Origin of the sequence: Streptomyces sp. NPDC055962, from assembly GCF_042270185.1 — a bacterium.
GTDB lineage: Bacteria > Actinomycetota > Actinomycetes > Streptomycetales > Streptomycetaceae > Streptomyces.
Genome location: NZ_JBHJYN010000008.1, coordinates 155,551 through 180,036 on the forward strand (window position 1 = coordinate 155,551; position 24,486 = coordinate 180,036).

Genomic DNA, 24,486 nt, shown 5'->3' on the forward strand with positions numbered 1-24,486 from the left:
GCTTGAGCAGCACGATCTGGTCGGTCGACGAACACCTCGACGACATCCTCGCCGCGGTGAAGCCGCTCGAACCCATCGAGCTGCAACTGCCCGACGCCCAGGGCTGCGTCCTGGTCGAGGACGTCGTGGTGGAGGTCGCCCTGCCGCCCTTCGACAACAGCTCGATGGACGGATACGCCGTCCGGGTCTCCGATGTGGAAGGGGCCAGCGAGGAGTTCCCCGCCGTCCTCACCGTCGTCGGCGATGTCGCGGCGGGCGACGGCGGCCTGCCGGACGGCCGGGCCGTCGGACCCGGCGAGGCCGCGCGCATCATGACCGGTGCGCCGCTGCCCGCGGGTGCCGAGGCGGTCGTCCCGGTGGAGTGGACCGACGGCGGCACGGGCGGCGGTCCGGCCGTCGCCATGCGGGCGCACAGCGACGCCCCGGAGGGCGCGAGCGGCGAGGTCCGCGTCCACCGCCCCGTCAAGCCCCGTGCCCATGTCCGGGCCAAGGGCAGCGACGTACACCCCGGTGACCTGGCGCTGCGCGCGGGTTCGGTCGTCGGGCCGCCGCAGATCGGGCTGCTCGCGGCGATCGGCCGGTCCACGGTGCGGGTGCGGCCCCGTCCGCGTGTCGTCGTGCTGTCGACGGGCAGCGAGCTGGTCCAGCCCGGCGAGGAGCTGACCGCCGGCCGGATCTACGACTCCAACAGCTTCGCGCTGACGGCCGCCGCCCGGGACGCGGGGGCCATCGCCTATCGCGTCCCCGCCGTCGCCGACGACGCGGAGACGCTCCGGGCCACGATCGAGGACCAGCTGATCCGGGCCGACATCGTCGTCACCACCGGTGGGGTCAGCGTCGGCGCGTACGACGTGGTCAAGGAGGCGCTGTCCTCCGTGGGCGACGAGGACGAGGCCGGCGGCGGCGTCGACTTCCGCAAGCTCGCCATGCAGCCGGGCAAACCCCAGGGGTTCGGCTCGATCGGCCCCGACCACACGCCGCTGATGGCGCTGCCCGGTAATCCGGTCTCCTCGTACGTCTCCTTCGAGCTCTTCGTCCGGCCGGCGATCCTGACGCTGATGGGCCTCGACGACGTCCACCGCCCCAGGGTGCGGGCCACGCTCAGCACCGGTGCCGCGCTCTCCTCCCCGTCCGGCAAGCGGCAGTTCCTGCGCGGGACGTACGACGCCGAGGCGGGCACCGTGACCCCCGTCGGGGGAGCCGGCTCCCATCTGATCGCAGCCCTCGCGCAGGCGGATGCGCTGATCGTGCTGCCCGAGGACGTCACCTCCGCCGAGCCCGGCACGGAGACCGAGGTGATCCTCCTCCGCTGACTTCCGCGCGGTGGCGGTACGGTATCTGGCGCTGTGCCTTACCGGGGGAAGCCCCCCGGCCCCTCGGTCCGCGCCCCGGTGCGGGACGGGCGGGCAACCGGCGCCCTACCGCTAGGCGGAGTGAGTTGAGTACGCAGAACAGGCTGACGCACATCGACGAGGCGGGCGCGGCCCGCATGGTCGACGTGTCGGAGAAGGACGTCACGACACGTGTCGCCCGGGCGAGCGGCCGGGTCCTCGTGTCACCGCGTGTCGTCGAGCTCCTCAGGGGCGAGGGCGTCCCCAAGGGCGACGCCCTCGCCACCGCGCGCATCGCCGGGATCATGGGGGCCAAGCGCACCCCGGACCTCATCCCGCTCTGCCACCCGCTGGCCGTCTCGGGCGTGAAGGTCGACCTGAGCGTCGCGGACGACGCGGTGGAGATCCTGGCCACCGTGAAGACGACCGACCGCACGGGCGTGGAGATGGAGGCCCTGACCGCGGTCTCGGTCGCCGCGCTCACCGTGATCGACATGATCAAGGCCGTGGACAAGAGCGCGGTGATCACGGACGTGCGGGTCGAGGCGAAGTCGGGCGGCAAGTCCGGCGACTACCGGCGCCCCACGCCGGAGGGGGCGGACGCATGACCACGTCCGGCACCGGGGAGGACTCGCCCGGCGGAGCTCTGGCCGCCCCGTACTCCGCCCTCGTCGTGACCGCCTCGAACCGTGCCTCGGCCGGTGTGTACGCCGACAAGGGCGGCCCTCTCATCGCCGAGGCCCTCACCGGTCTCGGGTTCGCCGTCGACGGCCCCCAGGTCGTGCCCGACGGCGATCCGGTGGAAGCGGCCCTGCGGGCCGGCGCGGCGGCGGGCTACGACGTGATCGTCACCACCGGCGGTACGGGCATCTCGCCCACCGACCGCACCCCCGAAGCCACCCGCAAGGTCCTGGACCGCGAGATCCCGGGCATCGCCGAGGCGATCCGCGCCGAGGGCCGGGACAAGGTGCCCACCGCCGCACTCTCCCGCGGCCTCGCGGGCATCGCGGGCCGCACCCTCGTCGTGAACCTGCCCGGCTCGACCGGCGGTGTACGCGACGGGCTCGCGGTCCTGAGCAGGCTTCTGGTGCACGCCGTCGACCAGCTGCGCGGCGGAGACCACCCCCGACCGGGGAGCCCGAGCTGAACGTCCGGACCTGGCCGGTGATCCTGACCGACGGCGCCGTCACCCTCCGCCCGATAAAGCTCCGCGACCAGAGCATGTGGCGCGAGGTCAACCGGCGCAACCGCGACTGGCTGCGCCCCTGGGAGGCGACCGTCCCGCCGCCCGCCCCGGGCGGCCCGGTGGCCCAGCGCCCGACCTACCGTCAGATGGTCCGGCACCTGCGCGCCGAGGCGAACGCCGGGCGGATGCTGCCGTTCGCCATCGAGTACGAGGGTCGCCTCGTCGGCCAGTTGACGGTGGCCGGCATCACCTGGGGCTCGATGTGCTCGGGCCATGTCGGCTACTGGGTCGACCGGGGGGTGGCGGGCCGCGGTGTGATGCCGACCGCGGTGGCGCTCGCCGTCGACCACTGTTTCGGCACGGTCGGGCTGCACCGGATCGAGGTGTGCATTCGGCCCGAGAACACTCCCAGCCGCAGGGTCGTGGAGAAACTCGGATTCCGGGCGGAAGGGCTGCGCCCGCGCTATCTCCACATCGACGGAGCATGGCGGGACCACCTGATCTTCGCTCTCACCGCCGAGGAGGTCCCGGACGGGCTGCTGCGGCGTTGGCGCAGGGTGCGGCCGGGTACCCCGGGTGCGACGGGCACGCCCGGAGAAATGAAATAGGTGTTCGAATTTGATCGCTCGCTGATGGTAATGAGCCTCACTTTCGTCGACTGTTGACCCGAAGAATCACAAAAAAAGTCCGTCATATCAGCCGGATCGTGCGACACACCGGGCCAATTGGCGGATGCTGCCGTGCAAACCCCTCTACGGTGTGAGCGTGAGCAGCAGCGGCCTGATCTACGCAGTCATTGTCGGGGCCTGGGCCGCCTACTTGGTGCCGATGTGGCTCCGCAGGCAGGACGAGCTCAATGAAGCCCGCCCCACGGAACGCTTCAGCACCGCCATCCGGTTGCTGTCCGGACGGGCGGCCATGGAGCGCCGTTACGCCAAGGAGCTGCGGGAGCGGGATGCCGAGGAGGCGCCTGGCCACGCGGACCCGGATGCCGTCACGGACCGATTGGAGTCCGTCGACGTCCGGGCCTTTTCCGCGCCCCCGGCCCACACGGAAGCGCGGTTGCGCGACCCCGCGCAGGACCGGCCGGACCCGGAGCGCCCGCGCGACCGGCCGGCCCGCCCGGCGCCCGCGCGGCGCGAAGGCCGGCGGCCTTCCGGTGCGGAGTCCGAGCGCGAGCGGCGACAGCGCTCGCAGGTCCTGGCGCGCCGTCGGCGCACGACCACGGTCCTCTTCATGGCGTTCACGCTCGGCGCGGTCGTCGCCGCGGTCGGCGGGCTCCGGTTCCTGTGGGCGCCTGCCGTCCCCGCCGTGCTGCTGAGCAGCTACATCGTGCATCTGCGGGGCCAGGAGCGCCGCCGGTTCGTCTTCACCATGGACCGGCGCCGCGCCGAGGTGGCCGCGCAGCGGCTCCGTGAGAACCGCCCCCGCAGGCACCAGCCCGCGTCCTCGGCCCCCGCCGAGCCCGACGAGGAACCCGAAGCGGCCGTGCCCGCCCCCACGGTCTCCCCCCAGGAGGCCGGCCGCCGCGCGCTCGTCGAGCAGACGGACCACGCGGAGTGGGTCGACCAGCAGCGCGAGCGCGGCCCGGCCCAGGGGGACAGCTGGGAGCCCGTACCCGTCCCGCTGCCCACCTACGTCACCGCCCCGGTCGCCCCGCGCGCCACGGGCGGGGTCGAGGTCGGCGACCCGGAGACCTGGAGCGCGGCGCGCTCCAGTCCGGCCGAGCCCACCCGCCCGGGGAACCGCGACTCCCAGGACGCCACCGCGCCCGACGCCGACCCGGCCCCCCGTCGCCGCGGGAACCAGCCGAAGCGCACCCGTGACCGAGGCCGGACCCCTCTCTTCGACCAGTACGACGACGAGGACAGGCCGCGCGCCGCCAACGAGTGAGAGCCCCGGCGAACCCGACTCGGTGACCTGCCGGGATACGGATTTCCGAGCACCCCGATGAGGGTGCTAGAGTTTCACTCGTTGCAAGGGCCTGTGGCGCAGTCTGGTAGCGCACCTCGTTCGCATCGAGGGGGTCTGGGGTTCAAATCCCCACAGGTCCACCGCACACACGAGATCCCGTCCGATCGCAAGATCGGGCGGGATCTCGTCGTTTCCGGAGCTGCCCTCCGTGGACCGCAGTCGCTCGACGGGCCCGGTGGCAAGCGATCTTCCACCCACGGGCGGGCCCGCTCGGTAGGGTCGGCCGGTATGTCCGAGGAACCCGATGGCGCGCCCTTCCCCGTCCCTGCGGAGTTCGTCCGCTTCGCCGTGGCGCTGGAGCCGGCCGAGGTCGGGCACGGCCACGTGGCCGGTTGGCTGACCGGGGAGGACGCCGTACGCCTCGCCTTTCTGCGGCGGTGCGACCTGCGGGAGCGAGCGGGCGGCTTCGAGGCGATCGCGGAGCTGGAGCCTTCCGCGCCCGAACTCCCCGTCCTGTGCCGTCGGCTTTCGGACGAGGACGCCGGGGCCGGGCGGGTCTGGGCGTATCTGGCCCTGAGCTGGGCCGGTTCGCGCCCCGGCGGGCAGCGCGGCCGTCTGCTCGGCGAGCTGGCCGCGAGCGGGGACGCCGACGCCGCGCGCCTGGTGGCCGCTCCCGACGGGGAGGCGCTGCGCCGGCTGGCCGCCGGGCGGGAGGAGTTCCTCCTCCGCCGCGCCGCCTCCGGCCAGGGCATGAACTGGCAGAGTGGTTCAGCGCTGCTGGGGACCGACCGGCCCGAAGAGGTCGATGCGGCGCTCGACCGGGGCGAGGAGCTGGCCGGGATCGCGGTGATCGGCCTGGCGTTGCAGCACCCCGACGCGGACGCGATCCTGCCCAGGGTGGCAAGGGCGCTGGAGTCGCCGGACGCCGCACTGCGTCCGCAGAGCCGTGTCGCGCTGGCCCATGTCGCCCGGCTGCACGGCACCGTGGACCGCCGCTGCCTGGAGCTCCTGAAATCTCATCCCCGGGGCAACGAGGCGGACGACGACCTGTGGAGCTATGTCCCGCACCGCCGACTGCCGTGGTGGCTCTGGCGTCACCACCTCGGCCGGCGGCTCGCCTGGCACCTCCGCGACCGGTGGCGCGGCTGAGGGAGCCGGTACCTGGCTGCCGGGCCCCCCGCGTCTCCGGGGCGCGGACGTCGAGCCGGGGCAGTGGTGACGGACGCCGGACAGTTCGCAGGCCGCGACATCGAGGCCCACACGCGCCTCCTCCGCGAGAAGCTCCGGACGCCCTGAGCGCGAAGGAGCCCCGGCCGCGCACGCGGCCGGGGCTCCTTCGCGCCTGCTGTCAGCCCCGTGCCGACATCCGCACGAACGCCGCCCACTGGTCCGGTCCGACAGCCAGGACCGGGCCGTCCGGACGCTTGGAGTCGCGGATGCGGACGGAGACGGGGGTGGTGGCCACCTCGACGCACTGCCCGCCGTCCCCGGAGCTGTGGCTGCTCTTCGTCCAGACGGGCTCGGCCGCCTCGTCCACGTTCCTCTTCACAACTCTCCCAAGTGCTTCTCGATCCGGGCCAATGACTCCTTCGGTGTCAGAGCCTGGGCCCGCAGGACGCCGTAAGTGGATTCGAGCGTCTGCACCTTCGCCGGGTCCGTGAGCACCACGCCGTGGCTCTGCGCCTCCACATAAGCCATCCTCCGTTGGTTCCTGGCGAGGATCAACGTGAACGGTCCGGAGAGACCGGCGTGCTCGTCCCTGTTCGTCGGCATGATCTGGATCTCCACGTTCCGCTGGTGGCCGACGAACAGCAGCTGTTCCAGCTGGCTGCGCAGGGTGCGGGTGCCTCCGAGCGGTCTCCGTACGACCGATTCCTCGACGACGAAACTCAGCAGCGGGGCCGGGCGCCTGGTCAGGAGTTTCTGCCGGTCCAGCCGTGCGGCCACCCTTTGCTCGATGGTCTCCTCGTCCAGCAGCGGCCGCCACATGGCGAATACGGCCCGTGCGTACTCCTCACTCTGGAGGAGGCCGTTCACCACCTGTGCGTCGTAGGCGTGGAGTTCGGCCGCCTCGGCTTCGAGCCTGACGAACTCCCTGAAGAACGACGGATACCGCGCCCGCTCCACCTCGCCCTTCATCGCCACCAGCACTCCGCGCCCGCCCACGGCCCGGTCCACCGCGTCGACCATCTCCGCCTTGGGGATGCGCCGTCCCTGCTCGACCGAGGCGATGTGGGCCTCGCCGTATCCGACGCTCGTGCCCAGCTCGGCCTGGGTGAGTCCCGCCGCCTCGCGCAGCAGTTTCACCTGGCGGCCGAAGCTCCGCAGGAACCCCGCTCCCGGGTCGGCGGCGCTCTCGGCGGCACCGGTGGTCACCGCACCGTCCATGCTTCCTCGCTCCCGCTCCCGGCACTCCGTGGCAGCAGGTTAGGACCGCCCGCTCCGGTGGGAGGCGGTTTCGGCCGCATGCCCGTCGTGCGGGTGAGGACGAGGAGCGCCCGTACAGCCCCGACAGGCGCCGTACGGACCCCGACAAACCATCGCCGTACGGGTGTTGTTGCTGGTCGGAGCGGTCCCTGGCGCGCGATCTTCGACGTATGACGACCCTCGCGCCGCCCGTCGGCGACATGTTCGAGCTCCGCTTCTCCTCCACCCCGAGGGGCGCCCGGCTCGCCCGGCGGCTGGCCTCGCACCGGGTCCACCAGTGGGGCCACCGCTACGGCTCCGAGCCGAACGACCGCGTGAGCCTGGTCGTCGCCGAACTCGCGGCGAACGCGGTCACGCACGGGCTGGTGCCGGGACGGGACGCGTCGCTCCGGCTGGAGCTCGTCGGAGGCGTGCGGGTCCGTGTGGAGGTGGCCGATACGCGGGGCGAGCGGTGGCCTCTCGTCCGTACGGGCCTGCCCGGCGACGTGGAGTCCGGGCGCGGACTGCTGCTGGTCGGTGCGCTCGCCGCGGCGTGGGGTGCCGTGGAGCGGGACGGGGCGCCGGGCAAGACCGTGTGGGCCGAGGTCGCGGTCCCTCCGGTCGAACGCGCCGCTCCGGCCGTGGCGACCACCGGGTAACCTGGGCCGTCCTCGCTCACCCGCCTTGCCGGTGACCGCTGTTGAAGGGTGCGCAGGTCAGGTGCGGGGTGTGCCAGTTCGTGGTTCCGTATGGAGGGCGCCCTGTGACAGCCGGTATACCCAGCTCCCGTATCGACACCAGCAAGCCGCACCCGGCGCGGGTCTACGACTGGCTGCTCGGCGGGAAGGACAACTACCCGGTCGACCAGGAGGTCGCCGAGAAGCTGCCTGCCGAAGCACGGGCGAACGCGGCGCGGAACCGGGCGTTCATGCACCGGGCGTCGGCCTGGCTGGCCCGGCAGGGGGTCGACCAGTTCCTGGACATCGGGACCGGCATCCCCACCGCTCCCAACCTCCACCAGATCGTCCAGAACGTCACCCCGTACGCCAGGGTCGTCTACGCGGACAACGACCCCATCGTCCTGCGCCACGCGGAGGCGCTGCTGGTGAGCCGTCCCGAGGGTGCGACCGACTACATCCACGCGGATGTCCGGCAGCCGGGGGAGATCCTCGAAAGCGCGGCGAAGCTCCTGGACTTCGAGCGGCCCGTGGCCCTGTCCCTCATCGCGCTGATGCACTTCCTGCCCGACGAGCAGGATCCGTACGGCATCACCCGCACGCTGGTCGAGACGCTCCCCTCGGGGAGTTACCTCGTCCTCTCGCACGGCACGGCCGACCAGCATCCGGAGCTGAAGCAGGAGACGGAGTCCGCGTACAAGAAGGGCGCGATCTCCCTGCGGATGCGGACGCGCGCCGAGGTCGAGCCGTTCTTCGAGGGGCTGGAGCTCGTCGAGCCGGGGCTCGTGACGGCGCCCGAGTGGTACCGGGAGGGGGCTGCGCCGGAGTACGAGCGGAGCGGCTTCTACGTGGGGGTGGCGCGGGTCCCGTAGAGCGATTCCCGCTCCCCGGGATGCCGTGAGCGGCGGGCTCAGGGAATGGCCGCGCTCACCATGTCGGCCAGCATCATCCAGGCGGGCTGCCCCCCGGTGCCGAAGGCCGCCGCCAGGGCGTAGCCGATCGACGCGTCCGCGGGGCGTGCGGTGGGCGCGGTGTGGCCCTGCACCCACTCGGCGACGACGGTCTCGTCGCCGTCGCTGGAGAAGTCACCGAGGCGGGTGCCGTCGCGGGTGAGCCTGCTGCTGGGGACCGAGTCCGGGACGAGGGCGTAGCGGGCGCCGTCGTACTCGGTCTCGACCCGGTAGGTCCTCCGGCGCAGCCTTCCCCTGGCCGGCCACAGGGGTACCCGCACGCCGTCGACGGTCAGCGTGAGGTGCGCGGCGTCCCGGGTGCCGATGGCGATCTGCGCGTCGGCCTCCGACGCCGGGTCGCGCTCAAGGACCGTGGTCGGCACGTTCTCCCCGGAGACGGTCACTCGCTCCTGGCCTTCGATCCGGACGTGCATCTCGCCGAACAGGGTGTCCTGGGTTCCGGAGGGGGCGGGAGGGAGTTCGGTCATGCCGTGCACCCTCTCACCACGGCACAGGTGCCGGTCGGGTTCCGGCCACCTCGCCGCGGAGGGCGCGGCGCGCCTCCCGTACGGATGCGCGCGGGTTCCTCGCTTGCGAGGGAAGCCGCGCTCAGTCCAGCGGCTTGGCCATGCAGATGCTGCTGGCGTAGGTGCGGTAGTAGCCGAACTTCGTGCAGGGCGTGTAGCCGCTCGACGTGTACAGCGCGATCGCCTCGGGCTGCTGGTCGCCGGTCTCAAGGACCATGCGCGTGCGGCCCGCCGCGCGGGCGTCGGCCTCCAGGGCCGCGAGGATGCGGCGGGCGAGGCCCCGGCCGCGGCCCTCGGCGATCACGAACATCCGCTTGATCTCGGCGTCGCCGTCGGAGTACCCCTCTGCGTTCGTCTCCTGGCTGCGCCAGCCGCCGGTGGCCAGGGGGCGGCCCTCCTCGTCGTAGGCGAGCAGATACAGTCCGCGGGGCGGGTCGAACATGGTGGGGTCGAGCGGGGTGACATCGCCCCCGTCGCCGTAGCGCTCGACGTATTCGAGCTGCACCAGGTCGTTGAGTTTCACGGCGTCAGGGTGGTCGAACGGCCGAGGCTGGATATTCATACGGTTCATGGTACATGTATGCGCAGGTGTCGTGTAGGTACTGTACCTGGATGCTGACTGTTACCACCGTGAACGTGAACGGGCTCCGTGCCGCCGCCAAGAAGGGCTTCGTCGAGTGGCTGGGGCGTACCGAGGCCGATGTGATCTGCCTCCAGGAGGTCCGCGCCGAGGTGCAGCAGCTCCCCGAGGAGCTCCGTGAGCCCGAGGGCTGGCACGTCGTGTACGCCCCGGCCGCCGCCAAGGGGCGTGCGGGCGTCGCCGTCTACACGCGGCACGCGCCGGAGCGCGTCCAGATCGGGTTCGGCGGGTTCGGGGTCCCGGGGAGTGAGGAGTTCGACACCTCAGGCCGGTACGCCGAGGTGGACCTGCCGGGCGTGACCGTCGCCAGCCTCTATCTGCCCTCCGGTGAGGTCGGCACCGAGAAGCAGGAGGAGAAGGAGCGCTTCATGGCGGCCTTCCTCCCCTACCTCCAGGGGCTCAAGGTCCGGGCGGCCGCCGAGGGGCGCGAGGTCGTCGTGTGCGGCGACTGGAACATCGCCCACCAGGAGGCGGACCTCAAGAACTGGAAGGCCAACAAGAAGAACTCCGGCTTCCTCCCCGAGGAGCGGGCGTGGCTGACCCGGGTCTTCGAGGAGGCGGCGTACGTGGACGTGGTCCGGGCCATGCACCCGGAGCAGGAGGGGCCGTACTCCTGGTGGTCCTACCGCGGCCGCGCCTTCGACAACGACGCGGGCTGGCGCATCGACTACCAGGTGGCGACCCCGGGTCTCGCCGGACGCGCGGTGAAGGCGTGGGTGGAGCGCGCCGCCACGCACGGCGAGCGGTGGAGCGACCACGCGCCGGTGACGGCTACGTACGAGCGGTAGGCCGTGTCCTGAGCGGTGGCTCCGTCCCGCGACCGGGGCGGGGTCCGGGAGCGCGGGACCTGGGTCCGGGGCGGGGTCCGGGAGCGCGGGACCTGGGTCCGGGAACGCGGGACCTGGGTCCGGGGCGGGGTCCGGGAGCGTGCCGCCGTGGAGTCTGCGAACGTGCCGCCGGTGCGGCGGCGGTTTCGGCCCCGGGCCGAACCCCGTGTCTCGGATCAGGGGCCGTCGATCAGTTCCCGCACCCCGGACGTCCGCGCTCTCCTGCCCGGTCAGATCTCGACGTGCTCGGACTCCGTGTGCTCGCAGGTCCTGGTGGGCGATCCCGTGCCGAAATCCGGGCCGGTGAAGTCGGTCCAGGTGTTCAGGCAGGGTTCTTCGCCGCCCGAGCCGCCGTAGTTCTCGCAGCCGCAGGAGTGCGGGGTCGGCGGGGGCTCCAGTGCGGCCATGCAGGGGCGGCCGACCCAGTCGCGTTCCTCGGGGGACAGCTCCGCGCCCGAGGCGCGTACCAGGTCCGCGGCCTTGCGGCGGGCTTCGATGAGCAGGGTGCCCGCCTCTGCGAGGGCCCGGGTCTGTGCTTTCGTTCTGTCATTCCAGTTCACGGCTGCTGTCCTACCAGGGGTCGCGGACCGATCCCCCGCGGCACGCCCGCGCGTCCGTCGGGCGGGGGGCGGCCGGAGGTGGGGCGACCGGCTCGCGGGCGGGGCGCTCGTCACGTCCGGGCGGGGTTCACCGGCCTGCCGTCCTGCCTCGACGGTGACGTCCGCCGCCATCTGCGCGACCCTCTCGTCCGGTCGGCGCCGGCGGAGATGCCGCTCCCGCCTGCCATGCCGACCGCGACCAGAGCCAGGGGACGAAGAAGGCGGGTGCTCAGTACTACGGCGCCGACAGCGAGACCGCCGCTCTGTGGGTTCGCTGAGGCGCGTGCCGGGGCCGGGCGCCAGGGCATCCCACCTGGGCGCCCCGCAACCGTCATCGACAGTTTTCCTTGTCACTCAAGATGGTGACAGGTAACCTTGTCGCATGAATGATGTGATCCCGACCCCTGACAGGGACGACGAGAACTTCTGGACCACCGTGATGACTCCGGTGGAGCCCGCCTGGTGCGAGCCCGCCGAGGGCGACTCGTTCTCCATGGATGACAAGGTGCTGGAAGCGGTGCGGGTGCTGGCCGAGGGGATCTCGACCCGTGCTCTCGCCTATCGCGCCGCCGACAAGCCCTTCGATACCGCGCTCATGGCCGCTCCCGATGTGCAGCTGGCCGTGCTGAGGGCGCTGTACGAAGCCAAGCTGTCCGTCGACCGGCTGGCCGAGAGCGCCGCCACCGTCGCGGGCCGCAGCGGAGCCAACTACGCGCAGCTGGGCGCGGCCTGGGGTGGCATCAAGCGCCAGTCGGCCCGTCTCAAGTGGCCGCACGCAGTGGCCAAGAAGGCTGCCGGCGAGTCCGTCCCGCTTCAGTACGCGGGCGGCGCCGCCGTCATCCACCACGACTCGGATGCCGACGCCTGGTGGTTCACCGCCACCGCGGCGGACCAGCAGGAGAAGGAATCCGAGGCCGTCCACGCCTCCTCCGCCGAGGCCATCGCCGGGGCGACCGAGTTCCTCTTGTCGCATGCCCTTCCCGCCCGGCAGGCGCAGGGCTGACTCCGCTGCCGCAGCTGCGCGAAGCGTCGGAGCCGGCTCCCTGAGCCGGCGACCGGACCCTGATCGTTCTCGCCGGGACTTCCGGTACGCCGACCACTCACACCCGAGTGGCCCCGAACCCGCACCGGCGTCGAATCTCTGCGGATTGCTCCCGCGCAGCGGCTGCCTCCGCCCTGGCCCTGGCGCGGTCAGCCTCGAAGGCCAGCACGCAGGCCAACGCTTCCAAGGCACCGGCGACTTCCTCCTTCCAGTCGGCGAACTCGACGGAGTCCGCCGTGGGCGGCGGATGCGACTTCACGGAGCGGAGGTGGCGCAAGGAGTGCTTCAGCGCGGGGTCAACCACGGCGCTTCCTTCGATCGGAACGCGGCCGACCCCGTCGTGCGCCGTTCTCAAGGCGCGGCCTGGTCGCCGCCCGCGGCCTTGTCGTCCCGCAGCCGGCGGTCCAGGGCCATCGAGAGCTCGGCGTCCACCACCGCCTGGGCCAGTGTGCGCAGTTGGTCCGGCCCGGTCTGCGACGTGTGGGCGCGCAGGACCCGTACGAAGAGGTCGGCCAGGGCGTCCGCGTGCTCGCGGACGTGGCGGCCGGCGGAGAGCACGGCGTCGAGCGGGACCCCGGCGCGCACCAGTTCGGAGGACGCCTCCAGGAGGCGGCGGCTGATGTGGACGATCTCGTCGCCGTCGATGCCGAGGTAGCCCAGCTCCATGGACGCGGCGAGGTTCTCCGCCGTGGCCTGGTCCTGGAAGTAGTCCGCCAGCTGCTCAGGGGTGAGGCGGACCGGGGTCTCCTCGGTCGGTTCGCCCAGGCCCAGCACCTCGGCGACGTCGCGGCCGCTGTCGAAGGTGGCGGCGAGGTCGGCGATCCCGTTGAGTGTGTGGCCCCGCTCCAGCAGGCCCGTGACGGTGCGCAGCCGGGCCAGGTGGTGGTCGTCGTACCAGGCGATACGGCCCTCGCGGCGGGGTGGCTGGATCAGGCCGCGTTCCCGGTAGAAGCGCAGGGTGCGCACGGTGATACCGGCCTTCTCGGCCAGCTCCTCCATGCGGTACTCACGGTGCTCGCGTCCTTCAGCCACCCTCGCACCCTATGTTGTACCGCCGGTAACTTTCCTCGTCCCGACCCCTACCCATCGGTACGGAGCTGCTCTACCCTCCCAACCATGCCAGTGATTGCTGGCAGAGTCGTGGCACGTACCGCGGGGAGGCGGCAGCATGGCCCAGCACGAGCACGTACGAGTGGCGGTGATCGGATCCGGATTCGGGGGCCTCGGAGCCGCGGTCCGCCTCCGTCGTGAAGGCATCACCGACTTCCTGGTCCTCGAACGGGCCGGAGCCGTCGGCGGCACCTGGCGGGACAACAGCTACCCGGGCTGTGCCTGCGACGTGCCGTCCCACCTGTACTCCTTCTCGTTCGCGCCCAATCCGGACTGGCCGCGCACCTTCTCCGGGCAGCAGCACATCCGCAACTATCTGGAGCGCGTCGCCGACACCTTCGGGCTGCGCCCGCACCTCAGGCTCGGCCACGAGGTCTCGGTCATGCGCTGGGACAACGACGAGCTGCACTGGGTGATCGAGTCGACGAACGGCACCACGATCACCGCCGACGCCGTCGTCTCCGCCACCGGCCCGCTCTCCGACCCCAAGCTGCCGGACATCCCCGGGCTCGCCGACTTCCCCGGCAAGGTCTTCCACTCCGCGCAGTGGGACCACGACTACGACCTGAGCGGCAAGCGCGTCGCCGTGATCGGCACGGGCGCCTCCGCGATCCAGATCGTCCCGGAGATCCAGCGCGGGGCCGGCCGCCTCACGCTCTTCCAGCGGACCCCGCCCTGGGTGATGCCGCGCATGGACCGGGCGATCAGCGGGGCCGAGAAGTGGCTGCACCGGGCGCTGCCCTTCACCGCCACCGCGCGCCGCGGACTGCTCTGGGGCATCAGGGAGTTGCAGGTCGGCGCCTTCACCAAGCACCCCAACCAGCTCGGACTCGTCGAGACCATAGCCAAGTCCAACATGGCGCGGGCCATCAAGGACCCCGCGCTGCGGGCCAAGCTGACCCCCTCGTACCGCATCGGATGCAAGCGCATCCTGCTCTCCAACGCCTACTACCCCGCGCTCGCCCAGCCGAATGTGGACGTGGTCGCCTCCGGCCTGTCCGAGGTCCGCGGCTCCACCCTGGTCGGGTCGGACGGCTCGCAGACCGAGGCCGACGTGATCATCCTCGGCACCGGCTTCCACGTGACGGACATGCCGATCGCCACACGGGTCGTCGGCGCCGACGGCATCACCCTCGCCGAGTCCTGGAAGGGTGAGATGCAGGCGCTGCGCGGTGCGACGGTGGCCGGCTTCCCCAACTGGATGACGATCATCGGCCCCAACACGGGGCTCGGGAACTCCTCCATGATCCTCATGATCGAGTCCCAGCTGAACTACATGGCCGACTACATGCGCCAGCTGGACGTCCTGGGCGGACGCGCGGCGCTCGACGCGCGGCCCTCCGCCGTGGGCGCCTGGAGCCACCGGGTCCAGGAGCGGATGAAGCGGACCGTCTGGAACACCGGCGGCTGCACCAGCTGGTACCTCGACGCCAACGGGCGCAACACCACCGTCTGGCCGGGCACGACCGCCGAGTTCCGGCGGGCCACGCGCGCGGTCGACCTCGGCGAGTACGACGTCATCCGCCCCCCTGCCGCCCGCGCCGTGGCGCAGGCCGTCACCGAGGAGGCAGCACGATGAGCCGGCTGACGCAGACGGCGGCCACCGCGTCCGCCCCCGTGCCCGAACGCGAACTGAGCGTCGTCTCCGCGGACGGCTCGCGCGTCCACGTCGAAGTCCACGGACCCGAGGGTGCGCCCGCCGTGGTCCTGGCGCACGGCTGGACCTGCAACACCCGCTTCTGGGACGCCCAGGTGCGTGACCTGGCGGTGGACCACCGGGTCGTCGTCTACGACCAGCGGGGCCACGGCCGTTCCCCTGCGGCGGGCCCCGACGGGTACAGCACGCGCGCGCTGGCCGACGACCTCGAAGCGGTCCTGCGGGCGACGCTCGCACCCGGGCAGAAGGCGGTGCTCGGCGGGCACTCCATGGGCGGGATGACGATCATGGCGGCCGCCGGGCGCGACGCCGTGCGGGAGCACGGGGCGGCGGTCCTGCTGTGCAGCACCGGCAGCTCGCGCCTGACGGCCGAGTCGCTGGTGCTCCCGTTGCGGGCCGGCGCGCTCCGTACGCGGATGACGGCGGCGGTCCTCGCCGCCCGCGCACCCCTCGGACCCGTCAACGGGGTGTCGAAGGTGATCCTCAGGTACGTCACGATGGGGCGTGGTTCTGCCCCGGACCGCGTGGAGACCTGTGCCAGGATCGTCCATGCGTGTCCCCGCGGGGCACGCGTCGCCTGGGGGCGCGTTCTTGCGGAGCTCGACCTCGAGGCGCGGGTCAGGGAGTTGCGGCTGCCGGCCGCGGTGATCGCGGGAACGGCGGACCGGCTGACGCCGCCCGTGCACGCGCGGGCCATCGCCGCGGCACTGCCGAACGGCCTCGGGCTCACCGAGCTGGAGGGCATGGGGCACATGACACCGGTCGAGGCGCCCGAAGTGGTCACGGCGAAGCTCCGCGAACTGGTGGCCTCGTACGTCATTGTGGACGGTGCGGGCAGCACGGCGACAGCCGTGAGCGAGGAGGAGGTCGCATGAGCGGCAGGCGGAGTCTCGAAGGACAGGTCGTCGTCGTCACGGGCGCGGCGCGGGGAGTGGGCGAGCTCCTGGCCCGCAAGCTGTCGGCGCGCGGTGCCACGCTGGCGCTGGTCGGCCTGGAGCCGGACGAGCTGAAGAAGGTCTCGGAGCGGCTGCACTCGGAGAGCGACCACTGGCACGCCGACGTCACCGACCACGTGGCGATGAGCAGGGTCGCCGAAGAGGTCAAGGCGCGCTTCGGGAAGATCGACATCGTGGTCGCCAACGCGGGCGTCGCCACCGGCGGGCCGCTCGTGGACTCCGATCCGGAGGCGTGGCGCCGGGTCGTGGAGGTGAACCTGATAGGCGGAGCGGTGACCGCGCGGGCGTTCCTGCCCGTGCTCATCGAGAGCCGCGGGTACTTCCTCCAGATAGCGTCGCTGGCCGCGATCACCCCGGCGCCGATGATGAGCGCGTACTGCGCCTCGAAGTCGGGGGTGGAGGCGTTCGCACACTGCCTGCGCGGCGAGGTCGGCCACCGGGGCGTGAAGGTCGGTGTCGGCTATCTGTCCTGGACCGACACGGACATGGTGCGCGGCGCCGACGAGGACGACGTCATGCGGGAGTTGAGGCAGCGGCTGCCGTGGCCGACGAACCGCACCTACCCCCTGGGCCCGGCGGTCGACCGCATCGTGGCGGGGATCGAGCGGCGTTCCGCGCACGTGTACGCGCAGTGGTGGCTGCGGGGGATGCAGTCGATCCGGGGCTATCTCCCGATGGTGACAGGGACCGTCGGGCAGCGGGAGATGAAGCGCTTCGGAGCCCGTCTGGACGGCGTGAGCAAGGGGCTCGTGGGAGCCGGCGGAGCGGCCGACCAGGAGGCGCGTACGCAGCGTCAATGATCGAAATGCGGCGAATGTCCGGGTGTGTAAGTCTGAGCGAGGCCCCACCGGGGCCGACCCCACGCACCCACATAGGAGTGAACAGCATGGGCATCGCAGACCAGTTCAAGGACAAGGCGCAGGAGCTCGCCGACCAGGCCAAGCAGCAGAAGGCGGGTGGCAAGCAGGGTGAGGCGCGCGAGCGCTCCGCCGATGCGTCGCGTCGCGCCGGTGGCCAGGGCCAGCGCCCGGGCCAGGCCCAGGGCCAGGCTCAGGGCCGTCGGTCCGAGCCGCAGAACCGCACGCAGGGCGGCCAGGACCGTCCGCGTGAGCGTTCCGAGCGCTGACGGCCGACGCCGCTGAGCGTCCGTGGTCTGTCGGGGCGTACCCGGGTTGCCGGGTACGCCCCTTCGCGCATGTGCGGGCCGCGCCGCGGGACCGGTCGGGCCTTCATTCCTCCTCGCCCTCCGGGGAGAACGGGCGGGGGAAGGTGAAGGCGTGCGGCGCGGGGCCGTGGTCGTGGAGGTGCTCCAGCCGGGACACCCCGTCCTGCCAGGTGGGCGTCACGCCGTCGGCGACCCACCAGAACACGTAGGCCGGGTGTCCGGTCCTCTCGAACCAGTCGTGGCGTCGGTTCAGCGCCTCACGGTGCAGACCGGTGTAGACGGCGTCGAAGGCCGGGCGCAGCCCGGTCCAGAGCGACAGGGTCGTCGCCAGGGCGGTGGTCTTCGCCGTGCGGCCCTTGTCGTACCAGGCGGGCACGGCGAAGTCCCCCCACGCACCCCACTCCGCCTCGAAGAGCATGCCCTGTTCGACGCTTGCCGGTTCTGCGTGAGCGAGGTACCCGGGTGCCTCGCCGATCTTCCGGTACACGACCGCACCGATGTCGTAGAACTCGCGGGTCAGAGGGGCGGGTTCGGCGAGTGGCGACTTCAGGACGCCGAATGTGTACAGCGCGAGTCGGGGCATGCGTATCTCCCTGGTCGGGCGTCGGATGGTGGCTCGGCCTGAACGAACTCCCGTACGAACGTGGGGGATCGCCGAGGTCCAGGGGGAAGGTAGCTGCCTCTGCGCGTGGTGTCGAAGTTGCGCTTTCCGCGTGGAAGTGGCCTCTTGGGCAAGGGTGTTGTGGGTCCGGCCGGCCTCGAGGTCACCTCGGGGGCAGCGGGGGCCTCCGGAGGTCGGGGGCCGTGTCGTAGCCCGGGGGTGTGGACGCCGGGTGGGCGGCCAGGAGGTCCAGGGCGATCCTGACGGCGTCGTCCAGCACGGCGTGGCGGCCCTCCGCCCAGTCCAGCGGGGTGCGCAGCGCCTCCAGGTCGGGCTCGACGCCGTGGTTCTCGACGGACCAGCCGTACGTGTCGAACCAGGCCGCGTTCATCGGGACCGTGATCACCGTGCCGTCGCCCAGCCGGTGCCGGCCGGTCATGCCGACCACGCCGCCCCAGGTGCGCTGGCCGACCACAGGGCCCAGCTTCAGCAGCCGGAACGCCGCCGTGATCATGTCGCCGTCGGAGGACGTCGCCTCGTCGGCGAGGGCCACGACCGGCCCCCGGGGCGCGTTGGAGGCGTACGAGACGGCCTGGGCGTTGCGGGTCAGGTCCCAGCCGAGGATCGTGCGGGTGAGCTTCTCGACGACCAGCTCGCTGATGTGACCGCCCGCGTTGCCCCGCACGTCCACGATCAGGGCCGGCCGGGACACCTCCAGCCGCAGATCGCGGTTGAACTGGGCCCAGCCGGAGCCGCCCATGTCGGGGATGTGCAGATAGCCGCACTTCCCGTGACTCAGCTCCCGTACCACCTCACGGCGCTTGGCCACCCAGTCCTGGTAGCGCAGGGGCCTCTCGTCGACCAGGGGGACGATCGCGATGCGGCGCGACCGGCCGCCGCACTCGCCCCCGGCGGGGCGGAACGCCAGCTCCACCGTCGTGCCGCCCGCCGCCGTCAGCAGCGGGTACGGCCCGGCCACCGGGTCGACGGGACGGCCGTCGACATGGGTGAGCACGGCCCCCTCCCTGATCCCCGTACCGGCGAGCGGTGAACGGGCCTTGGAGTCGGAGGAGTCGCCGGGCAGGATGCGCTGCACGGTCCAGTCCCCGTCCCGGCAGACGAGGTTGGCGCCCAGCAGGCCGATCGCCCGCTGGTAGTGCGGGGGCCCCTCGTTGCGGCGGGCGGGCGAGACGTACGCGTGGGAGGTGCCCAGCTCGCCGAGGACCTCGCGGAGCAGGTCGGCGAACTCGTCGGGGGAGGCGACCCGTTCGAGCAGGGGGCGGTACTGCTCCAGCACACCGTCCCAGTCGATGCCGCACATGTCCGGTTCCCAGAAGTAGGACCGGACGATGCGGCCCGCCTCTCCGTACGCCTGGCGCCACTCGGCCGCCGGATCGACGTCGTGCAGGATGCGCCGCAAGTCGAGGAAGACCGTCGTGTCGTTGTCGCCGGGCTCGTTGGACGGCACGGCGCGCAGCTCGCCGTCGTCCATGACGACCAGCCGGCTCGCGTCGCCGCTCACCGCGAACCAGTCGAGATGGCCGACCAGTTCGGTCTTGCGGGCCTTGGAGATGTTGAAGTGCTCCAGGGTGGGGCGGCCCGACATGTCCGCCGGGTTGGCGAACGTCTCGCCCAGCGCGCCGGAGATCGGCCAGCGCAGCCAGACCAGGCCGCCGCCGCTGACCGGTTGCAGCCCGGAGTACTTCGAGGCCGAGACCGGGAACGGGGTCACCCTGTTCTGAAGCCCCTCGAACTCCACCATGACCGTGGGCCCCTCGACCGGGCCCTCGGGGATGTCCACCGGGTCCAGCCCGCCGGCCGCGGGCCTGCCGTCCGGGAGCAGGGCGAAGGGGGAGGGGGTGGCCGAGGAGAGCGGGACCAGGTAGGGGCGGCAGCCCAGCGGGAAGGAGAGGTCGCCGGTGTGGACGTCGTACACCGGGTCGAACCCGCGCCAGGAGAGGAAGGCGAGATAGCGGCCGTCGCCCGTGAAGACGGGGTTCTCGTCCTCGAAGCGGCCGTTGGTGACGTCCACCGTCACCGGGGCGTCCGGGCCGCTGATCCGCGCCAGTTTGATCTGCCTCAGAGAGCGCCCGACGCCGGGGTGCGACCAGGTCAGCCAGTGGCCGTCGGGGGAGAAGGCCAGATCGCGGACCGGTCCGTTCACGGAGCGGATGAGCTCGGTGACCCCGCCCCCGAGGTTCCCGTCGCCGAGGTTCCCGCCCTCGAGGTTCCCGTCCCCGAGGTTCTGGTCCCCGGCGGCCTCGTCCGTGGTGGAGCCGTCCTCGTCGTGCGCCGTCTCGTCGTGCGCCGCCTCGGCGGGGTCCGGTGCGGCGGCATCCTGCGCGGTGAGGACGCCCGGCGGGGCGAGGGTTCTCGGCGGGGCGACCCCCTCGGAGGGCTCGGGCGGCGTGGCGTCGTCCGGACCGGCAGGAGCCGTGTCCCCGCCCGGCTCCCCGGGCTCCTCCGTGGTGTCCAGCAGCAGGAGCCGGCCGTCGTTCGACGCGATGGCCAGCCGCTCGCCCTCCGGGTCGGAGATCAGCTCGTGGACCCGGCCGAGCCGCCCGGCGGCCAGCCGGCGGGGCGGGCGGTCACCGCTGGCGCGGGGCAGGTAGGCGATCTCGACGGCGTCCTCGCCCTCGGCGTCCGTCACGTACGCGACCTGTCCGCTGCTACCGAGCATCTCCGGGAGCCGGACCCGCACCCCCGGGGTGTCGGCGATCGTGCGGGCGGGGCCGTCGCGGTGGGTGAGCCAGTACAGGCTGCCGCGTACGGAGACGGCGCTCGCCCTGCCCGTCTCGTCCACGGCCAGCGAGTCGACATGGCTGGACGCCGGCACCTGGTACGTGCGCCGTCCGGTCCGGGGACCGCCGAGCCGCACCTCCAGCTTCCGGGGCACCGCGTCGGGCGACTCCAGGTCCTCGACCAGCCACAGGTCGCCGGCGCACTGGTAGACGACCCTGGTCCCGTCGCTGGAGGCGTGCCGGGCGTAGAACGCGTCGTGGTCCGTGTGCCGGCGCAGGTCGGTGCCGTCCATCAGGCAGGAGTACAGATTGCCGACGCCCTCGTGGTCGGAGAGGAAGGCGATCCGGCGGCCGACGAACATCGGCGCGTCCAGGTGGCCGCCGATGTCCGGCAGCAGCCGTTCGCCGTGCAGCCACAGCCGCCCCATCGCCCCGCCCCGGTAGCGCTTCCAGGCGGCCGGCTCGTGCGGCGGCTTCCCGGTGAGGAGCAGGGTGCGCCGGGAGCCGTCGATGTCGGCGACCGCGATGTCGGAGACGGGCCCCCAGGGGAGCTTGCCGCCGGGGCTGCCGTCGGTGGGGACGCTGTAGGCCCAGGAGAAGTAGGAGAACGGCTGGTTGTGCGACGACACCGCGAGGATCTGGGAGGAGTCGCCGGGATCGGGGCTCCAGCCGCAGACACGGGCGTCGGTCGAACCCCAGTGGGTGAGTCTGCGGGCGGGCCCGCCGTCGACGGGGGCGAGGTGGATCTCGGGGTCGAGCGTGCGCCAGGTCGTGTAGGCGATACGGCTGCCGTCGGGCGAGAAGCGCGGATGACCGACCCTGGTCCGGTCGACGGTCAGCCGCCACGCCCGGCCGGGCCGCTGCCCCGCCGGGGCCAGCGGGGCGACCCAGAGGTCGTCCTCGGCCGCGAAACAGAGCAAGTCCTCGTGGAGGTGCGGGAAACGGAGATACGCGACGTCGTCACTCACCCTCCAATGCTTCCGGTGGGAAGGGCCCGCGGCAACTTGTGGTGCAGGACACAAGCGAAACCGCATCGTTTCGCTGAGGAGGGGGGTACATTCGAAGTGTACGAAACAGTTTCGTTCCGTTAGTTGATCTTCGGCTGACGTACGATCCAGCAGGCGCGAGGAAGAGGAGGTCGATCCATGGCACGCAGCCGGCTCACGCCCGAACGCGAGAGCGAGCTGTACACCGCCGTGCTCGACCTGCTCGGCGAGGTCGGCTACGAAGCCCTGACCATGGACGCCGTCGCCGCCCGCACCCGTTCCAGCAAGGCCACCCTCTACCGCCAGTGGGGGAGCAAGGCCGAGCTGGTCGTCAAGGCACTCCGGCACGACAAGCCGGTGCACCTTGCCGATGTCGACACCGGTTCGCTCCGCGGCGACTTCCTGGCCGTGCTGCACCGCACCGACGACTGCCAGATGGAGCGGAACTCCGCGCTGATGCGAGGTCTGTCCCATGCCGTCCACAACAACCCCGACCTCCTCCAGGCGCTGCGGGAGCTGATGATCGAGCCGGAGATGACCGGTCTCGGTGCTCTGCTCCAGCGAGCCGTGGACCGGGGGGAAGTGCGTGCGGACAACCCAGCGCTTCCCTTTGTGTCGCACATGATGATCGGCGCCTTCGCCGCTCGTGAGCTGGTCGAGGAGAAGCCTGTCGACCAGGCGTTCCTCACCGACTACGCAGAAGCCGTGGTGTTCCCCGCCCTCGGCGTCTGACGTCCCCTCTTCCTCCCGTACGACCTGACTCCCCGACGCTCCACCTGACACGCCGCTCTCGTCGTCGGGCTGGTTCCTCACGCCCAATTCCACTCAACGACCTGACCGGGAGTACCCCCTCCGTGGCTACATTCCTGTACAAACTCGGACGGCTCGCCTTCCGGCGCCGCCGTTATGTCGCCCTGATCTGGGTGGCGCTGCTGGCGCTGGCCGGATTCGGCGCGTCCTCGGCCGCCACCGCCACCTCCAGCTCCTTCTCGATCCCCGGCACGGAGGCCCAGAGGGCCTTCGACCTGCTGGACGAGCGCTTCCCCGGCGGCAGCGCCGACGGCGCGTCCGCCCGGATCGTCTTCCAGGCCCCCGACGGTGAGAAGGTCACCGCGGCCGCCGACAAGGCCGAGATCCAGGACATCGTGGGCGAGCTGAAGTCCGGCTCGGACCAGGTCGCCTCGGTCGCCGACCCGTACAAGGCGAACGCCGTCAGCAAGGACGGCTCGACCGCCTACATCTCGGTGTCCTACAAGGTCAGCTCCATGGAGCTGACCGACTCGACGCGTGAGGCCCTGGAGGACGTCGGCCACGACGCCCAGAGCAGCGGGATGAAGGTGGAGATCGGCGGTGACGCCCTCCAGGTGATGCCGGAGACGGGGGCCACCGAGATCATCGGCGTCGCCATCGCCGCCGTCGTCCTGGTCATCACCTTCGGTTCGCTGATCGCGGCCGGGCTCCCGCTGCTGACCGCCCTCATCGGGGTGGGCATCGGGGTCTCCACGATCACCGCGCTGGCCAACGTCCTGGACCTGGGCTCCACCACCTCGACGCTCGCGATGATGATCGGCCTTGCGGTCGGCATCGACTACGCGCTCTTCATCGTCTCCCGCTACCGTGCCGAACTGGCCGAGGGCAGGGAGCGGGAGGAAGCTGCCGGGCGGGCCGTGGGCACGGCCGGATCCGCGGTCGTCTTCGCCGGTCTGACCGTCGTCATCGCACTGGTGGGCCTCGCCGTCGTCAACATCCCGATGCTGTCGAAGATGGGCTTCGCCGCCGCCGGCACCGTCGCCATCGCCGTGCTCATCGCGCTCACCCTCGTCCCGGCACTCCTGGGCTTCGCGGGCAAGCGGGTCATGGGGCGCAAGGCGCGCAAGGCCGCCGAGGCGGAGAACCAGCCCGAGGCGAAGCCGAACATGGGCACCCGCTGGGCGCGGTTCGTGCTGCGCAGGCCGGTGTGGGTCCTGCTGGTGGGCGTCCTCGGCCTCGGTGCGATCGCCGTACCGGCCGCCTCGCTGGAGATGGGCCTCCCGGACGACGGCGCCCAGCCGAAGTCGACCACCCAGCGCCAGGCGTACGACATGCTCTCCGACGGCTTCGGCCCCGGGTTCAACGGTCCGCTGATGGTCGTCGTCGACACCGCGAACAGCTCCGACGGCAAGGCCGCGGTGAGCAGGGTCTCCGACGAGATCGAGAGCTCCGGTGGCGTCGCCGCCGTCGCCCCGGCCACCTTCAACAAGGCCGGCGACACCGCGACGATCACGGTCATCCCCAAGGACCGGCCGAGCTCCGTCGAGACGGAGAACGTGGTCCACTCCATCCGTGACGCGGGTGCGGACATCAAGAGCGAGACCGGCGCCGAGGTGCTCGTCACCGGTGCCACGGCGATGAACATCGACTTCTCGCAGAAGATGAACGACGCGCTGCTGCCCTACCTGGCGCTCGTCGTCGGCCTGGCGTTCCTGCTGCTGATGGTGGTCTTCCGCTCGGTCCTCGTCCCGCTGAAGGCGGCCCTCGGGTTCCTGCTCTCGGTGGTCGCGGCCCTCGGCGCGGTCGTCGCGGTCTTCCAGTGGGGCTGGCTCGGCTCGCTCTTCGGGGTCGAGCAGACCGGTCCGATCATGAGCATGATGCCGATCTTCATGGTCGGCGTGGTCTTCGGCCTCGCCATGGACTACGAGGTCTTCCTGGTCACCCGGATGCGCGAGGCATACGTCCACGGCGAGTCCTCCGGCCAGGCGATCGTCACCGGCTTCAAGCACGGGGCACGCGTGGTCACGGCAGCCGCGGTGATCATGATGGCCGTCTTCGCCGGCTTCATCGGCTCCTCCGAGCAGATGATCAAGATGATCGGCTTCTCGCTGGCCATCGCCGTCTTCTTCGACGCGTTCGTGGTCCGCATGGCCATCGTGCCCGCGGTGCTCGCCCTGCTCGGCAAGCGTGCCTGGTGGCTGCCGCGCTGGCTCGACCGGGTGCTGCCCAACGTGGACGTCGAGGGGGAGGGCCTGCGCAAGGACCTCTCCGACGGCCCCGCCGAGGGCGGCGGCGAGCGGGAACTGGTCCGCGTGTGACCCACCCGTACCCCGGGGTCCGCGTCTGAGCGGAGCGCGGCCCCGGAGCGCCGGTTACCTGTGGGGACGGGGGACCGGAGCGGAGAAGAGCCCTCGTGCACGC

General features: G+C 71.9%; 24 protein-coding genes and 1 tRNA gene. 17 read left to right on the forward strand and 8 right to left on the reverse strand.

The genetic code is table 11. The annotated features are described in order from the left end of the window. Nucleotides 1-2 precede the first annotated feature (2 nt). From glp to ACFC51_RS23175, 7 genes are all read left to right on the forward strand, one after another. Nucleotides 3-1,313 carry a gephyrin-like molybdotransferase Glp gene (glp, locus tag ACFC51_RS23145; RefSeq protein WP_376377633.1) on the forward strand — a complete coding sequence of 437 codons (1,311 nt, stop codon included), beginning with the start codon at nt 3-5 and terminating at the stop codon, nt 1,311-1,313. 125 nt (nt 1,314-1,438) lie between these two features. Continuing rightward, complete coding sequence (moaC, locus tag ACFC51_RS23150; protein ID WP_329229841.1) at nt 1,439-1,939, forward strand: cyclic pyranopterin monophosphate synthase MoaC; 501 nt, start codon at nt 1,439-1,441, stop codon at nt 1,937-1,939. After that, on the forward strand, nt 1,936-2,478 hold the full coding sequence (locus ACFC51_RS23155) for a molybdenum cofactor biosynthesis protein B (RefSeq protein ID WP_376530568.1): 543 nt from the start codon (nt 1,936-1,938) through the stop codon (nt 2,476-2,478). The genes moaC and ACFC51_RS23155 overlap by 4 nt, the downstream gene beginning before the upstream one ends. 17 nt (nt 2,479-2,495) lie before the next feature. Then, the gene (locus ACFC51_RS23160; RefSeq protein WP_376377629.1) at nt 2,496-3,125 is read left to right on the forward strand and encodes a GNAT family N-acetyltransferase; all 630 of its coding nucleotides are present in this window, start codon (nt 2,496-2,498) and stop codon (nt 3,123-3,125) included. Between the two features lie 124 nt (nt 3,126-3,249). Continuing rightward, the gene (glpR, locus tag ACFC51_RS23165; RefSeq protein WP_376530570.1) at nt 3,250-4,410 is read left to right on the forward strand and encodes a gephyrin-like molybdotransferase receptor GlpR; all 1,161 of its coding nucleotides are present in this window, start codon (nt 3,250-3,252) and stop codon (nt 4,408-4,410) included. Nucleotides 4,411-4,497: 87 nt separating this feature from the next. After that, a tRNA-Ala gene (locus ACFC51_RS23170) sits at nt 4,498-4,571 on the forward strand. 148 nt (nt 4,572-4,719) lie between these two features. Further along, entirely contained in the window at nt 4,720-5,580 is an 861-nt protein-coding gene (locus ACFC51_RS23175) for a hypothetical protein (protein WP_376377625.1), read from the forward strand. A gap of 199 nt (nt 5,581-5,779) precedes the next feature. Here ACFC51_RS23175 and ACFC51_RS23180 read toward each other — a convergent pair whose 3' ends face one another. Next, complete coding sequence (locus ACFC51_RS23180) at nt 5,780-5,980, reverse strand: DUF397 domain-containing protein (RefSeq protein ID WP_376378687.1); 201 nt, start codon at nt 5,978-5,980, stop codon at nt 5,780-5,782. Further along, nucleotides 5,977-6,819, reverse strand: a complete 843-nt coding sequence (locus ACFC51_RS23185; protein ID WP_376530572.1) for a Scr1 family TA system antitoxin-like transcriptional regulator — start codon at nt 6,817-6,819, stop codon at nt 5,977-5,979. Before ACFC51_RS23185 ends, ACFC51_RS23180 begins: the two co-directional genes overlap by 4 nt. 209 nt (nt 6,820-7,028) lie before the next feature. Here ACFC51_RS23185 and ACFC51_RS23190 point away from each other — a divergent pair, with 209 nt between their 5' ends. Further along, a complete protein-coding gene (locus tag ACFC51_RS23190; RefSeq protein WP_376530575.1) occupies nt 7,029-7,496 on the forward strand; it encodes an ATP-binding protein in 468 nt (155 codons plus the stop codon). Nucleotides 7,497-7,600: 104 nt separating this feature from the next. Continuing rightward, nucleotides 7,601-8,386 carry an SAM-dependent methyltransferase gene (locus tag ACFC51_RS23195; RefSeq protein ID WP_376378695.1) on the forward strand — a complete coding sequence of 262 codons (786 nt, stop codon included), beginning with the start codon at nt 7,601-7,603 and terminating at the stop codon, nt 8,384-8,386. 38 nt (nt 8,387-8,424) lie between these two features. Here ACFC51_RS23195 and ACFC51_RS23200 read toward each other — a convergent pair whose 3' ends face one another. Both ACFC51_RS23200 and ACFC51_RS23205 read right to left on the reverse strand, forming a co-directional pair. After that, a complete protein-coding gene (locus tag ACFC51_RS23200) occupies nt 8,425-8,952 on the reverse strand; it encodes a hypothetical protein (RefSeq protein WP_376530577.1) in 528 nt (175 codons plus the stop codon). 121 nt (nt 8,953-9,073) lie between these two features. Further along, nucleotides 9,074-9,553 carry a GNAT family N-acetyltransferase gene (locus ACFC51_RS23205; protein ID WP_376378700.1) on the reverse strand — a complete coding sequence of 160 codons (480 nt, stop codon included), beginning with the start codon at nt 9,551-9,553 and terminating at the stop codon, nt 9,074-9,076. Between the two features lie 50 nt (nt 9,554-9,603). Here ACFC51_RS23205 and ACFC51_RS23210 point away from each other — a divergent pair, with 50 nt between their 5' ends. After that, nucleotides 9,604-10,419: an exodeoxyribonuclease III gene (locus ACFC51_RS23210; RefSeq protein WP_376378703.1), complete on the forward strand. Its 816-nt coding sequence runs from the start codon at nt 9,604-9,606 to the stop codon at nt 10,417-10,419. Nucleotides 10,420-10,688: 269 nt separating this feature from the next. Here ACFC51_RS23210 and ACFC51_RS23215 read toward each other — a convergent pair whose 3' ends face one another. Continuing rightward, nucleotides 10,689-11,018, reverse strand: coding sequence for a DUF6422 family protein (locus ACFC51_RS23215; protein WP_376378706.1), 330 nt, complete (start codon nt 11,016-11,018; stop codon nt 10,689-10,691). A gap of 421 nt (nt 11,019-11,439) precedes the next feature. On the opposite strand from ACFC51_RS23215, the gene ACFC51_RS23220 reads away from it, so the two are divergent. Further along, the gene (locus tag ACFC51_RS23220; protein ID WP_376530580.1) at nt 11,440-12,060 is read left to right on the forward strand and encodes a hypothetical protein; all 621 of its coding nucleotides are present in this window, start codon (nt 11,440-11,442) and stop codon (nt 12,058-12,060) included. Nucleotides 12,061-12,450: 390 nt separating this feature from the next. Here ACFC51_RS23220 and ACFC51_RS23225 read toward each other — a convergent pair whose 3' ends face one another. Continuing rightward, entirely contained in the window at nt 12,451-13,098 is a 648-nt protein-coding gene (locus ACFC51_RS23225; RefSeq protein ID WP_376378763.1) for a MerR family transcriptional regulator, read from the reverse strand. A 169-nt stretch (nt 13,099-13,267) separates the two neighbouring features. On the opposite strand from ACFC51_RS23225, the gene ACFC51_RS23230 reads away from it, so the two are divergent. The 4 genes from ACFC51_RS23230 to ACFC51_RS23245 all read left to right on the forward strand — a co-directional run bounded on the left by ACFC51_RS23230 (nt 13,268) and on the right by ACFC51_RS23245 (nt 16,948). Beyond that, on the forward strand, nt 13,268-14,788 hold the full coding sequence (locus ACFC51_RS23230; RefSeq protein ID WP_376530582.1) for a flavin-containing monooxygenase: 1,521 nt from the start codon (nt 13,268-13,270) through the stop codon (nt 14,786-14,788). Beyond that, the gene (locus ACFC51_RS23235; RefSeq protein WP_376530585.1) at nt 14,785-15,741 is read left to right on the forward strand and encodes an alpha/beta fold hydrolase; all 957 of its coding nucleotides are present in this window, start codon (nt 14,785-14,787) and stop codon (nt 15,739-15,741) included. Before ACFC51_RS23230 ends, ACFC51_RS23235 begins: the two co-directional genes overlap by 4 nt. Further along, nucleotides 15,738-16,622: an SDR family oxidoreductase gene (locus ACFC51_RS23240; RefSeq protein WP_376378717.1), complete on the forward strand. Its 885-nt coding sequence runs from the start codon at nt 15,738-15,740 to the stop codon at nt 16,620-16,622. The genes ACFC51_RS23235 and ACFC51_RS23240 overlap by 4 nt, the downstream gene beginning before the upstream one ends. An 86-nt stretch (nt 16,623-16,708) precedes the next feature. Beyond that, nucleotides 16,709-16,948 carry a hypothetical protein gene (locus ACFC51_RS23245; protein WP_376530588.1) on the forward strand — a complete coding sequence of 80 codons (240 nt, stop codon included), beginning with the start codon at nt 16,709-16,711 and terminating at the stop codon, nt 16,946-16,948. A gap of 103 nt (nt 16,949-17,051) precedes the next feature. Here ACFC51_RS23245 and ACFC51_RS23250 read toward each other — a convergent pair whose 3' ends face one another. Both ACFC51_RS23250 and ACFC51_RS23255 read right to left on the reverse strand, forming a co-directional pair. Further along, the gene (locus ACFC51_RS23250; RefSeq protein ID WP_376378722.1) at nt 17,052-17,570 is read right to left on the reverse strand and encodes a DUF3291 domain-containing protein; all 519 of its coding nucleotides are present in this window, start codon (nt 17,568-17,570) and stop codon (nt 17,052-17,054) included. Between the two features lie 181 nt (nt 17,571-17,751). Further along, nucleotides 17,752-21,297: a S41 family peptidase gene (locus ACFC51_RS23255; protein WP_376530590.1), complete on the reverse strand. Its 3,546-nt coding sequence runs from the start codon at nt 21,295-21,297 to the stop codon at nt 17,752-17,754. A gap of 177 nt (nt 21,298-21,474) precedes the next feature. On the opposite strand from ACFC51_RS23255, the gene ACFC51_RS23260 reads away from it, so the two are divergent. Together ACFC51_RS23260 and ACFC51_RS23265 are read left to right on the forward strand one after the other, a co-directional pair. Beyond that, nucleotides 21,475-22,047 (forward strand): TetR/AcrR family transcriptional regulator, encoded by a 573-nt coding sequence (locus ACFC51_RS23260; RefSeq protein WP_376378728.1) that lies wholly within the window; start codon nt 21,475-21,477, stop codon nt 22,045-22,047. 122 nt (nt 22,048-22,169) lie between these two features. Beyond that, nucleotides 22,170-24,383 (forward strand): MMPL family transporter, encoded by a 2,214-nt coding sequence (locus ACFC51_RS23265; RefSeq protein WP_376378731.1) that lies wholly within the window; start codon nt 22,170-22,172, stop codon nt 24,381-24,383. The last annotated feature ends 103 nt before the right edge of the window (nt 24,384-24,486 follow it).